This is a genomic window from Paenibacillus solani, assembly GCF_001277345.1.
In the GTDB taxonomy this organism is placed as follows: domain Bacteria; phylum Bacillota; class Bacilli; order Paenibacillales; family Paenibacillaceae; genus Paenibacillus_AQ; species Paenibacillus_AQ solani.
Window position 1 is genome coordinate 302,952 of record NZ_LIUT01000001.1, and the last position, 12,899, is coordinate 315,850.

Here is a 12,899-nt window from a genome sequence, read left to right on the forward strand (position 1 = left end):
TTTCAAAAACGTATATCTACCAATTACACTTGCATAACCTTAATCAGATTGGTGTTACCAGACTGACCGATCGGCACACCAGCGGACAATACAATCATGTCGCCTTTCTCGATGTAACCTGTTTTGATGGCATTACGGGTCGCGGACTCGAACATTTCATCCGTCGTTGTGACTTTATCACCCTTAACCGGTATAACTCCGGACAGTAAACAGATTTTAGCCAGCACTTCCGGATGCTGCGTGACCGCGATGATCGGAGCCTCCGGTCTGTATTTCGAAATCATTCGTGCGGTAAAACCGCTCTCCGTTGACGTAATGATGGCTTTGGCGTTTAGTACGAGGGAGGAGCTTACGGCCCCTTGGCTGATGACTTCGGTAATATCCGCTACTTGCTGTTTGGATTTGATATTGAACTGATCCTTGTAATCGATCATCGTCTCAGCACGGCGGGCAACTGCGGCCATCGTACGAACGGATTCCACCGGATACTTACCAGCAGCCGATTCGCCGGACAGCATAACCACGTCTGCGCCCTGGATAACAGCATTCGCTACGTCACTCACCTCAGAGCGGGTTGGGCGGGGGTTAACCTGCATCGATTCAAGCATATGTGTTGCAACGATAACCGGTTTACCAGCCAGATTACACTTATCGATCATTTCTTTTTGCATCATCGGTACTTCCTCGATTGGCACTTCAACACCGAGGTCTCCCCGGGCAACCATGATGCCATCGGATGCTTCAATGATGTCATCGATGTTGTGCATGCCTTCTTCATTCTCTATCTTAGAGATGATTTGTACATGCTCAGCACCGCGTTCCTTCAAGATGCTCCGAATCTCGCGAATATGATCGCCATGACGCACAAAAGAAGCGGCAATCATCTCAACGTCATTCTCCAGACCGAAGCCAATATGCATCAGGTCGCGCTCGGTGACCCCAGGCAGCGTCGTTTTAATTCCCGGCAGGTTGACGCCCTTGCGTGGTTTGAGCACGCCGCCGCTTATAATTTTGCAATATATATCGTTTCCGTCGATACGGAGAACATTCAGGTCTACGAGGCCATCGTCGATTAAAATGCGGTCTCCCGGCTTCACGACTTGGTTGAGCTCGGCATAATTGACCGATATGCGCTGTGCATCGCCTAAGATCTCCTCTGTAGTCAAGATCAGCTCCTGATCCGGCAGCAGAAGGCAGGAGTCCTCTTTTAGCTTGCCGATCCGTACCTCGGGCCCTTTAATGTCCATCATGATGGGCACATAGGTGTTCAATTCGGACGCAGCCTGGCGAATATTCCGGATACGGGTAACATGATCCTCCAGCTCGCCGTGTGCCATATTCAAGCGGGCAACCGTCATTCCTTCCAGAATCATGTTCTTCAACAGCTCGATAGAATCACACGCTGGCCCCATTGTACAGATGATTTTTGTTTTAAGCATCGTCGTACCTCCTCGGATTCACACTCATTCGTATTGTGCAGCATTCTGGTTCATTCAGACTATCCTAATGATCACATTGTAGCCTGTCTTGTCGATTCATGGTATGAACTATAGTACAATAGATGGATTATAGTACGTTTATGAGGTGATTTTATGGCCACGCTAACAGGGGTACAACAAATCAGTGGCGTTGATTGGTATGAAACCGCAGGCGCTGAGAAGAAAGCATGGCGCTTAAGTCTGGTGACGTACGGCAAATGTGTATATTGGGTGAATGGAGATAAACAAATTATGGAGAAGGGGGAATTACTGCTGATACCAGCCGGGGTTTCCTATTATGGAAAAAGCATTCCCACCTTAACGCACACGCAAGTTGTTATCGAGTGGAGCGAAGAGGCAGAGGCGGGTTTATCCGTGATAGACAGAGAGGAAGTGGTGAAGCATAAACCCGGCTGTTATGAGTTGATTCAGGAACGGCTGAAGATCATGCAGCAGCAGTGGCAAGAACGACCGTCTTATTATGTGAAGATGATTGAAGCATTGCTGACGGAGGTTTTGATATATATCAGTCGTGAGCTGGACAGAGGCAGGATAGCACCGGATAAGCATTTGCATGTGGAGAGAATGAAGTCCTATATCGATCGGCATTACCGGGAGAAAATAACAAAAGAGGAGCTGGGCGATGCTGTTGGCATCACACCCAATTATGCAGCAGCACTATTCAAAAGTGTAACGGGGCAGACCATCAGCCAATACGTACACGCCCAGAGAATGAAACGAGCAGCCTATTTGTTAACGGAATCGCAGCTGACGATACAAGAGATCGCGACGTTTCTCGGTTATCAGGATATCTCGTATTTCTACAGGGTCTACAAGCGAATCACGGGCAGCGCCCCCTCGGATTTATTGCATGAGCGACCAAGGACAGTATAAGGCATGCCTATGTAAAAAGAGGGCTTGCGCCCTCTTGCAGTTGTTATCTGAATTACGGAGCGTTCTCCGTCTCCAGTAACTGTTTCACGTACTGCTGCAGTTTCGATTTGTCTACACCGAGCACCTGCGCTCGCCCAACGGTCTCATTCGTCAGCAGGGAGAACGGGGGAAGCTGCTGTTGATCAATTTTATCCAAATTGACATCGAATCCTAGCGCCGCCAGCTTCAGCATTTCTTTGGGGCTTAGATCAGTTTCAATGTAAGGCGAAATGGATTCCAGGATGACGGGCAGCTTGATTAAAGAGCCTGTGGTTTGCATCTTCTTGGCAACCTCTGTCATGAGAATCCGCTGACGTTCCGTACGGGCAAAGTCGGATTTCGCATCATGCCGAAAGCGGACATACTGGAGTGCCATGTCCCCGTCCAGATGCTGAAGTCCCTGCTTCAGATCGATGTCGTACATATGTTTATCAGCTTTGCTTGTGTAATACATGTCCTTCTCTACCTCAATGTCGACTCCGCCGATAGAATCGACAAGCGCGATGAAACCGACAAAATCAGTATATATATATTTATGAATCGGCAAATCCAGCAAGTCGCCGATAGTCTGTCTGGTCAGCTCGATCCCTCCGTAAGCAAAAGCCGAATTTAGCCGTCCTTTGCCATGGCCGGGGATGTCCACAAAGGTATCCCGCAGAATCGAGAACAAATGAGCTTTTTTCGTGACAGGATCAATGGACGCGACCAGCATTGTGTCTGATCTGCCAGCATCGTCTCCCCTGGAATCTCCCCCGATCAGGAGAATATTCACACGCTCCTTACCCTCCCACTTTGGAACTACAATGACTTCCTCCTGCGCGTCGTCCGTTGTTTCCTTGGGTTGCACAGGATGCGAAGCGGTCGAAATTTGGTTTGAGAATTGTATGATAGCGTAAGTGTAGTACGAAACAATACCCAAAACTCCAAGGGATAATAAGAGCATGGTGTATTTAAACCATTTCTTTTTCATCTTTCCTGATAACATCCTTTCTCTTCTTCAGATCGCATATTGGGTTATTCTAGCAAAATAATGAATAAAAATCATATTTTCTCGAAAAAGTGATTCAAAACATTTCATATCATTCAGTTAAATGAACAGGGTTGACTCTCCTCCAAGAGGAGGCTCTAGACTGGAATTCGAAGGAGGGAATAACGATATGCTGTACACGGTGAAAGAGGTTTCGGAGCTGTCCGGGGTGACCATCAAGACGCTGCATCATTATCATAAAATCGGTTTGCTTCTGCCTGCCGAGATCAGCGAAGCGGGGTATCGCTTGTACGGTTCGAATGAGCTGAAGAGATTGCAGCACATTCTGTTTTACAGGGAACTCGATTTTCAGTTGGAGCAAATCAAGATGCTGATGGAGGAAACCCCTGAGCGGTCGAAGATGCTGCTTAAACAGGAGAAGCTGCTGATGGATCGAGTAGATCGACTGGGCACGATTCTGCAAACCTTAAGACAATCCTTAACTAGTACGGAGGAGGGCATTAGCATGGAACCTAAAGAAATGTTCAGAGGTTTTGATAGTGAAGAAGAGTGGAAGGAAGCCTTAACGGAGCATAATCACCATCTGAAGGAGCAGTATGATGTGGATATGCTGGAGAATGAGTCTGTCGATGTTCCAAGCATGAACGAACAGGCACTGGAAGCGGCAGCTTTCATGGCGGGTATGGCTAATGCTTTGAAGACGGGAATCAGGCATGATGATGAGCGTATTCGGGATACAATCCGCGAGCATCTACAGTTTATGAATGAGCAGGGCCACACCTTTACAGCGGCGGATTTTGCGGGTCAAACGAAGTTTTTTCTAAATGATGATTTTCATCTTCGGATGCTGGAGGAGCAGCAGACGGGGCTGGCCTATTATCTGCAAGCGGCTGCGGAAGCGTATACAAATCTAGCGTAAACAGGGTGATGAAGCTGCGCGGGGCGCGGCTTTTATCCTTTCCGGTGTATATTAAAAACGAGTAGTGTTGGCGTTTATTACAGGCCTGGTACAGAGTTTTATGTAGAGAATGAAGGCCCAAAAAGGTCATGTTTAGATCTGCTCAGATCGGTTAAATACAAGGCATAGCAATCTATAAATAAAAAAAACAACTTAGGAGTGATGAACAATGGCTAACAACAACGATCACAAAATGAGCAGAGAAGAAGCAGGACGTAAAGGCGGCGAAACGACAGCCAAGAATCACGACAAGGAGTTTTACCAAGAAATCGGCCGCAAGGGCGGCGAGTCAACATCGAAGTCTCATGATAAGGAATTCTACGAAGAGATTGGCCGTAAAGGCGGAGAATCTCGTGGTAATCAAAACAATAAATAATGAAACATGATCGGCTGTGAACAGCCGGGCTCTAGCAACAAGGATTGCGGACATGTTTCATTAACGAATAGCATGAAGATGGCCTCCGACTTTGCTCGGAGGCCATCTTTTTTGCGTGTTTTTTGGAGAAGGAGGCTCTCTGTACTTTTACCGCATATTTCGTATGCCTCTTTAAACGACCTCCAAGTCATGGTCAAGGGGATATGTCATACTGCTGGGCGGAGGCTGCAGTGAACGAGATGGTCTCACGCCTTATGTTCAGTAGCGACACTGATTATCCCAGTCGATAAGTTGCGAAAGGTTTCGCATGCACAAAATCGCCGCTGATTTCATCCAGGTGGGAACCCAATGTCTCATCAAGGACAATGTCTAAGCTCTTCAGGTTATCATCCAGCTGTTCGGTCTTTGTGGCGCCGACAATAACGGTTGAGACAGCAGGGCGATTCATCAGCCAGGCTAGGGATAGAGCACTTGGAGAATGACCGTGTTCTGCTGCCAACTGACTGACTTGCTGTCCAAGCCTCAGATTATGATCTTCCAGGAAGCGATTAAAGTTCGGGTCTGTATCCGCACGCGAGCCGGAAGGCGTACGGTTTCCCTCACTGTATTTCCCGGTGAGAATACCGCCGGCCAGCGGGAAATACGGGATGACGCCAACACCTTGGTCAAGACAGAGAGGGACAAGCTCAAGCTCCGGCGTACGATCAGCCAGGGAATAACTCGTCTGTGTGGAGACATAGTGGGCATACCCTCTCAGCTCGCTGATCCCAAGCGCCTTCATAATTTCCCAAGCAGCATAGTTGGAGGCACCAATATACCGGACCTTGCCTGACGATACCATATCGTCCAGCGTGCGCAAGGTTTCCTCTAGTGGAGTATCTGGATCAAATGTATGGATTTGATACAGGTCTACATAATCAGTTTTTAGTCGTTTGAGGCTGTTCTCCAGCTCCTGCTGCAGATGATAACGGGAGGAACCACGCTCATTGGGGCCCTGTCCCTGTACAAGCCCGGCTTTTGTAGCCAAGACGACCTGATGACGTTTGGCGGCCAGCGCTTCTCCAATGATGCGCTCCGATTCCGAGCCTGTGTATATGTTGGCCGTATCAATGAAATTGATGCCATGATCCAGTGCATGGTCCAGGATGCGGGCGGATGTGGCTTGATCGGCTCTTTTGCCAAAAGCATTCGTGCCCAGCCCCAGCTGGGAGACTTTGAGTCCGCTGTTACCAAGACGGCGGTAGTTCATCTTGATCGACTCCTTTATGTGCAGATTTACTATAGTATAGACATGATCTCGGAGCCGATTCAAATGAAGAATCCATGTTTTAAATGAAAGGAATGTAAGATTCTACATTATTTTTCGACAATATCTAAAATATAGATTAACTTCCATAACAATTGATGGTAATATAGTCATAGGAAAAAAGATTCGGATTAATCATGGTGTTACTACATAAGAACTACTTCAAAGATTGGAGCACGACTTCTTTTTTCACTAATCGTTGGAGTGTGAATCATGAAGATTTATTTAAAGAATGATGCGGGTGTCACCAAGCAAGTTAAGGTGGGCTTCAGCTGGACAACTTTGTTCTTTGCCTTCTTTCCAGCCTTGTTTCGCGGGGATCTGAAGTGGGCTTTCATCATGTTTATAATCTCTGCCGTTGTCGGTCCATTTACGCTGGGGATCGGGGCTTGGATTAGCGGAATTATTTTCTCCTTTGTATACAACAAGATCTACATTAAGGAAATGCTGGAGAAGGGTTATCGCCCTGCTTCAGAGGAAGCAAGAGTTGTGCTTGAGAATAACCACATAATTGCAAGAGCAGCATAATACTATTGAATACATAAAGCCTGGACTTTGAGTGAACCTTTCATTCTTAGCTCCAGGCTTTACTATTTCTTTAGCCTTAGCGGGTGTTTGCTTACAGCTTCCTTGCTATAAGGACTATACTACGATAGGATAGTAACATACGATTAGGAAGGGGATTGATTTTGATGAGTGAAGCTATTTTTAACCAACTGGATTTTGCTAGAGGTGCAACCATTCAGAGCGTAGAGCATGTAACGGAGCAGGAGGCGGATATTATTCCGGAAGGATTCACGAACAGCATCCGCTGGAATCTTGGACACATCTATACGGTGCATGAGCAATTCGCTTTTGCAACGGCAGGTGAACAGCCCCATCTTCCAGAAGGATTCATGGAATGGTTTGCAACAGGAACCAAGCCTGCCGATTGGACAACACAGCCGCCTGCGCTGTCTGAACTGCTGGAACTCCTGCGTGGGCAAACAGCCCGGATTCGGGAGACTTTTGCGAATCGCCTTGATCAATCTTCCGCTCATCCGCTGACCATTGGGCCGCTGACATTCCAAACGGTGGGAGAGTTTCTTTCGTTCAGTATGTATCACGAAGGTATGCACACACAGATCATTAAGGCTTATAAGAAATTGATCAAGTAATTCCATGAGAATGATACGGTAGAAGGGACCGCAAGGGATATCCTTCTGCCGTTTTTTTGATTTGTCGCTAGGATGAATGGTCCTTATAATGAAATCCATAGCGGAAATTACGAGGAGGATGTTATTACAGTATGGCCATGGAGATCGAACGCAAATACCTACTAGATGCTTATCCCGATGCCCTGATTCAGGAAGGCATTATTAAGGTGGAGAAGGAAGTGCTCATCGAGCAGACGTATTTGGCCCTGGATGGAGATCAGGAGCTAAGGGTGCGTAAAATCACGGATCCAAGCTCAGGCCAAGTGGAATATACTCATACATTCAAGAAAGGGTGGGGGATTGCCCGGGAGGAAGTGGAGTTTGCGATTTCCGAGGGACTTTATGATCAAGTGGTAAAAGCCCATGCAGCGATTCCACTGACCAAAAGGCGGGTAACCGCCCGGTTGGGCGACACGATCATTGAAATCGATGATTATGCGCAGATCGATATGCTTGTGCTGGAAGTCGAGTTTTCATCTATGGAAGCTGCAGACAGCTTTGTGCCGCCAGCGTGGTTCGGACAAGATATCAGCACCGATAAACAATACAGCAATAAGAAGGTGTGGCAGGATCTGCAGCTGCATGCGGGCAATGAAGTTTAAAGGTGTAAATCAATAGGCAATTGCTATAATAAGCCAGCAAAAAGCCTGTATCGATGCGAATGTATTCGCTGGATACAGGCTTTTTGAGTTGTTGTCGACTTTTTTTGACAAAGTTCTTGTAAGCGATTTATATTTATAATATAATATTATCATGATAATTAATTATTATATTGTAAGTGGTTGCAATTCATAAAAATGACAGCTAATCAGAAAGGGGAGAGGATCTCCATGAAGCAGAGCCAGAAGCTGCTGGAAAGCTATTTCCCGATTGCTTCTTTTATCGCAGCGATCATTGGACCACAATGTGAGGTCGTTGTTCATGATATCAGTGATCCTGAACGTTCTATCATATTTATTGAGAATGGACATATTAGTGGGCGCAGGGTTGGAGACGCTTCCACTGACCTTGTATTAAAAATTCTGAAGGCAGAGGCGTACCGCGAGGAGCAGTTCATCGCTAATTACAAGGCATCTGGTGGACGGGGGCAGACATTCAGATCGGCGACATATTTTATTAAGAACGATAGCGGCGAGCTGGTCGGTCTGATGTGCCTGAACATTGATATTACACATATGGAAGTGGCGGCCGACTGGATCAACAGTATTTTGCAGGGTGGTTCGCTTACACCGCCGGCTGCACTGGGTGCGCCGAAAGAAGAGAAGCCGTCAACCGAATACCTGCAGGGGAATGTCGACGATTTGCTCCAGCATATGATCCAGACCGTATTGGGAAGAATCAGCATCCCGGTGGACCGTTTATCTTCAAGCGAGAAGATCGAGGTTGTGAAGGAATTGAATGAACAGGGTGTCTTTTTGCTCAAAGGCGGAGTATCCGAGGTTGCAGCAGCTTTATCCATCTCGGAACCAACTGTGTATCGATATTTGCAGAAACTTAAATAAAGCGGATTCATTCCTGAATTAGAAAACGGATACATCTTGATAATGGGGAAGGTGACAACATGACATACAATTTCGACAAGGTGATCAGCCGTTACGGAACAAATAGTGCGAAATGGGACGGGATGGCACTGAGCATGGGAAGCGATATGATCGCTCTCTCGGTAGCCGATATGGATCTGCCGGCTCCGCCAATGGTGGTGGAAAAGATTGCAGAAGTTGCCCGTCACGGGATTTACGGATATACCGACCCGTTTCCGCCTTACTATGAAGCGGTCCGAAGCTGGCTTGATAAAGCGTATGGCTGGCAGGTTGAGCAGGATTGGATCGTATTTTGTCCGCGTATTGTACAAGCCGTTTCGGTCATTATACAGAAATTCACAGCACCTGGAGACAAGATATTAGTTCATACGCCTGTTTATCAGCCTGTTGCGAAAGCGGTTACGATAAACGACCGGGTATTGGTTGAAAGTCCGCTTAAGCTTGTGGACGGGCGGTACGAGATCGATTTCGAAGATATGGAGCGGCAGATGCAGGAAGGGGTTCAGATTGTATTGCTGATTTCCCCGCACAACCCGGTTGGACGCGTATGGACAAGAGATGAGCTCGAACGAATGGCGAACCTCTGCATCCGGTATGATGCCCTGATCGTGTCCGATGATATTCATGCCGACTTCATTCATGAGGGGCACGAGCATACCATCATCGCCAAGCTGTCGGAGGAGATTGCGAACCGTTCCATCATCTGCACATCACCAGGTAAAACGTTCAATCTGGCGAGTCTCGAAATCGCTAACATTATCATTCCTAATGAAACGCTTCGGGACCAGTTTAAACTTGGTTTGCAGCAGGCAGGGATTCATAATCCTACCTTTTTCTCAATACCAGCTTTGGAAGTCGCGTATACCTCGTGCGATGAATGGCTGACAGAACTTCGTGCTTATATCAAGGATAATATAGCGTTTGCCCGAACTTTCATCACAGATCATATGCCTGAGTTACAAGTGATTGAACCGGAAGGGACCTATTTGCTGTGGGTCAATTGTATGGCCGTAAGCAGCAAGGAAGAAGATTTGGTGGAGTGGATTCAGAATAAAGCGCGCGTAAGCGTCAGCTTCGGCTCATCTTTCGGTCCTGGAGGAGAAGGCTACATCAGGGTCAATGTGGCTGCTCCACGCAGCGTTTTGCAGGAAGGCCTGGAACGGCTTGCCGCTGCTTATCCGATACAACCTTAAAGGAAACATAACTCTAAGTTTATTTATATCAGGGGGAATCCATAATGGCTAAGCCGAAAGAGGAACGAGTAATCAAGCAGCCAACGATGTTTCTGGCACTGCTTCCGATTTTTACGATGGTAATCTTGCTGTGCCTTGGTTACGTATTATTTGAACTGCCGCCCGAACCGCTGATCATAGTCTCAGCCATTGTCGCTGGTTTGATCGCAATCAAGCTGGGCTACAGCTACAATGATATACTGGAATCCATCTCGCAAAAGATTGCGAAAACCATGCCAGCCATTCTTATCCTGATTGTGGTCGGATTTATGATTGGTGCATGGATGGTCGGGGGGACCATCCCGATGATGATCTACTACGGCCTAAAAATCATTAATCCGCAATTCTTGTTGATTACCGCTTTTCTGGTCACGTCTGTGGTATCCATATGTACAGGTACTTCTTGGGGTTCCGCAGGAACCATCGGGGTTGCCTTCATGGGGGTCGGCGCAGGCATGGATGCAAATCTTGCGGCGGTTGCGGGTGCTGTTGTAGCAGGTGCGTACTTCGGGGATAAGCTCTCGCCGCTCTCCGATACAACCAATATTGCTGCATTGTCCACTGGCGTTAATCTGTATGAGCATATCGGTCATTTGCTGTACACGACGCTTCCGTCCTTCTTTGTAGCGGGGATCGTCTATGTCGTCACGGGATTGAATACCCATGTATCCGGCGGGGGCGTACCTGAGAAGGTCACCGAGATCATGAGCACGCTGGGAAGCATATACGATTGGAACTTGCTTCTGATCTTGCCTGTAATCATCGTACTCTATGGATCGATCACTAAGAAACCAACGATTCCCGTTATGCTGTTGTCCTCGATCGTAGCGATGGCGAACGGCATGATATTCCATGGCTTCACTTTGCATGACGTGGTAACTTCGGTTGTGAGCGGATTCGATATCGCGATGGTACATGTCAGCGGCTTTGATCCGAATACTGTCAGTGCCGATATTCCTCGCCTTATTAACCGGGGCGGCATGAATTCCATGATGGGAACATTGCTTATCTGTTTCAGTGCGATCACATTTGCCGGTACAATCTCACTGACCAGATCGCTCGAACTGATTGTCGACAAGATTCTGAAGCGTGTACGTTCGACTGGATCGTTGATCCTGGCCACGATCGCAACGGGCTTGACCATGATCGGGGTTACCAGCAATGGGCAGGTGTCGATCCTGATGCCTGGTGAGATGCTTCGTGAGGCATACATCCGGCGCGGCCTGCATCCGAAGAACTTGGGGCGGACAGTGGAGGATTCTGCGACCATTATCGAACCGATTCTGCCATGGACTGCAGCCGGTGCCTATATGGCCGGGACGCTGGGCGTAGCGACTTTATCCTATTTGCCTTGGGCGGTGTTATGCTGGACAGGCATCATCTTTGCCACAATTTGGGGATTTACCGGCTTCGGAATCGCGAAGCTTACGCCTGAGCAGCAGCAAGAGATGTTGAAGGAATATGACAATCCACAATCTCGAGACCAGAATAAGTCTCAGATGGAAGAGGAAATGGCACAAACGGTGTAAAGAATGTAGGCTTCAATTATGAAACTGGTAACACATCATTAATATAAATGCGTGAAAATACACGCTACAGAGGAGAGAACACCATGACACAACAAGAGAGAACAACTATTGCTACGAACCAAGCTCCGGGAGCTATCGGCCCTTATTCACAAGCCGTGCAGTACGGAAATCTTCTATTTACTTCCGGCCAGTTAGGGATGGATGCGTCTGGACAATTCGCCAAGGCGGTGGAGGAACAGGCGAAGCACTCCCTGCTTAATGTGAAGGCGATTCTTGAAGCAGCCGGCTTCGGTATGGAGCATATTGTGAAAACCACGGTGTTTTTAAAAGACATGAATGATTTCCAAGCAGTCAACGAAGTGTATGCTTCCTTCTTTGCAGAACCCTATCCCGCCCGCAGTGCCGTGGAGGTAGCTCGTTTACCGAAGGATGGACTGGTAGAGATTGAAGTGGTGGCTATCAAGGCCTAACCCGATGTTTCCTGTGCAAACTAGCGTAATCTTTATTAACTTATATTGAGCAGCGACAAAACTGCCGGGCATAAAAGCCCGGCAGTTTTGTTTTGTCTAAACCATTATTTCGTACGGCCATACTGCCGCCCATAAGACAATACTTTATAGTATAAGCTGTGATCTTTTAACGTCTTGAGCGGATAGATTTGCGGGCGCGTATTTACCTCCAGAATCCAGGGCCACCCCCTGGAATCGACACCCACATCCAGGCCAAGCTCTTTAAAGCCTTTGTAGTGGCGGTCAAAATTTTTGCCTACCGCTACGCCAATTCCTTTAAGCTCCGACTCCAGCTGCAGGTTGAAAGCTGGGGCGAAACGGGCACCCCTCATCGTCTTGTGGAACGTTCCAATGGTTCCCCCTTGGTTATAATTAGTGGCGACTTTGTTGGGGTTACCAATTTTGGTGAATAGAGCGGTGCTGACCCAAATGCCCTGTCTAGTCTTTTGAACCATCACCCGGATGTCGAATGGCTTGCCATTGCATTTCGCGAGGTGAATTCCCTTTTGCAGCAGATAGGGTCTGCTTCCGGCATATCTGCTCAGGCCACGATACAATGAAGATATGCTGGCATATGTCGTTACTGTGCTATTTAGCTGCTTTTGGTAGCCGCCGTTTATTTTTCGGATCCGAATAATGTTCTTGCCCCCGGTGCCGTCTGTAGGTTTGAAGATCACTGTATTATAATTAGCCATCATGATATTCAGGTTTACCTTGTTGAAGGGCAGCGTATACGGCACATATCGCTTGATAGAGGAATCTTCGTTCAGCCATTTTGTTTTCGTCCATTTGCTCTTGATGGAACTGCTGTTATAACTCATAGCGAAGAGGCTCACCTCTCTTTTTTGTTCAG

At 47.5% G+C, this 12,899-nt stretch carries 13 protein-coding genes and 1 pseudogene; 10 read left to right on the plus strand and 4 right to left on the minus strand.

All coding sequences use genetic code 11. From position 1 onward, the window contains the following. Window positions 1-23: 23 nt before the first annotated feature. Window positions 24-1,439 carry a pyruvate kinase gene (pyk, locus tag AM231_RS01340; protein WP_054400971.1) on the minus strand — a complete coding sequence of 472 codons (1,416 nt, stop codon included), beginning with the start codon at window positions 1,437-1,439 and terminating at the stop codon, window positions 24-26. Between the two features lie 153 nt (window positions 1,440-1,592). Between pyk and AM231_RS01345 the strand changes: the two genes are divergently transcribed. Further along, window positions 1,593-2,372, plus strand: a complete 780-nt coding sequence (locus AM231_RS01345) for a helix-turn-helix transcriptional regulator (RefSeq protein WP_054400972.1) — start codon at window positions 1,593-1,595, stop codon at window positions 2,370-2,372. A gap of 52 nt (window positions 2,373-2,424) precedes the next feature. Here AM231_RS01345 and AM231_RS01350 read toward each other — a convergent pair whose 3' ends face one another. Then, window positions 2,425-3,381 carry an LCP family protein gene (locus tag AM231_RS01350; protein WP_054403508.1) on the minus strand — a complete coding sequence of 319 codons (957 nt, stop codon included), beginning with the start codon at window positions 3,379-3,381 and terminating at the stop codon, window positions 2,425-2,427. A gap of 187 nt (window positions 3,382-3,568) precedes the next feature. Between AM231_RS01350 and AM231_RS01355 the strand changes: the two genes are divergently transcribed. Next, entirely contained in the window at window positions 3,569-4,318 is a 750-nt protein-coding gene (locus tag AM231_RS01355) for a MerR family transcriptional regulator (protein WP_054400973.1), read from the plus strand. Window positions 4,319-4,526: 208 nt separating this feature from the next. Beyond that, a pseudogene (locus AM231_RS01360) lies at window positions 4,527-4,730 on the plus strand (KGG domain-containing protein); the annotation flags it as partial. A gap of 277 nt (window positions 4,731-5,007) precedes the next feature. On the opposite strand, the gene AM231_RS01365 reads toward AM231_RS01360, so the two are convergent. Continuing rightward, window positions 5,008-5,982: an aldo/keto reductase gene (locus AM231_RS01365; protein WP_054400975.1), complete on the minus strand. Its 975-nt coding sequence runs from the start codon at window positions 5,980-5,982 to the stop codon at window positions 5,008-5,010. A 270-nt stretch (window positions 5,983-6,252) separates the two neighbouring features. Here AM231_RS01365 and AM231_RS01370 point away from each other — a divergent pair, with 270 nt between their 5' ends. From AM231_RS01370 to AM231_RS01400, 7 genes are all read left to right on the plus strand, one after another. After that, on the plus strand, window positions 6,253-6,567 hold the full coding sequence (locus tag AM231_RS01370) for a hypothetical protein (RefSeq protein WP_053489671.1): 315 nt from the start codon (window positions 6,253-6,255) through the stop codon (window positions 6,565-6,567). Window positions 6,568-6,731: 164 nt separating this feature from the next. Beyond that, complete coding sequence (locus AM231_RS01375) at window positions 6,732-7,196, plus strand: DinB family protein (RefSeq protein ID WP_054400976.1); 465 nt, start codon at window positions 6,732-6,734, stop codon at window positions 7,194-7,196. A 131-nt stretch (window positions 7,197-7,327) separates the two neighbouring features. Next, the gene (locus tag AM231_RS01380) at window positions 7,328-7,837 is read left to right on the plus strand and encodes a CYTH domain-containing protein (RefSeq protein ID WP_054400977.1); all 510 of its coding nucleotides are present in this window, start codon (window positions 7,328-7,330) and stop codon (window positions 7,835-7,837) included. Between the two features lie 228 nt (window positions 7,838-8,065). After that, window positions 8,066-8,737, plus strand: coding sequence for a helix-turn-helix transcriptional regulator (locus tag AM231_RS01385; RefSeq protein WP_054400978.1), 672 nt, complete (start codon window positions 8,066-8,068; stop codon window positions 8,735-8,737). A gap of 59 nt (window positions 8,738-8,796) precedes the next feature. Beyond that, entirely contained in the window at window positions 8,797-9,969 is a 1,173-nt protein-coding gene (locus AM231_RS01390) for a MalY/PatB family protein (protein WP_054400979.1), read from the plus strand. Window positions 9,970-10,013: 44 nt separating this feature from the next. Continuing rightward, the gene (gene nhaC / locus AM231_RS01395; RefSeq protein ID WP_054400980.1) at window positions 10,014-11,537 is read left to right on the plus strand and encodes a Na+/H+ antiporter NhaC; all 1,524 of its coding nucleotides are present in this window, start codon (window positions 10,014-10,016) and stop codon (window positions 11,535-11,537) included. Window positions 11,538-11,620: 83 nt separating this feature from the next. Next, complete coding sequence (locus tag AM231_RS01400) at window positions 11,621-12,007, plus strand: RidA family protein (protein ID WP_054400981.1); 387 nt, start codon at window positions 11,621-11,623, stop codon at window positions 12,005-12,007. A 104-nt stretch (window positions 12,008-12,111) separates the two neighbouring features. On the opposite strand, the gene AM231_RS01405 is transcribed toward AM231_RS01400, so the two are convergent. Further along, window positions 12,112-12,867 (minus strand): YheC/YheD family protein, encoded by a 756-nt coding sequence (locus tag AM231_RS01405; protein WP_054400982.1) that lies wholly within the window; start codon window positions 12,865-12,867, stop codon window positions 12,112-12,114. Window positions 12,868-12,899 lie beyond the last annotated feature (32 nt).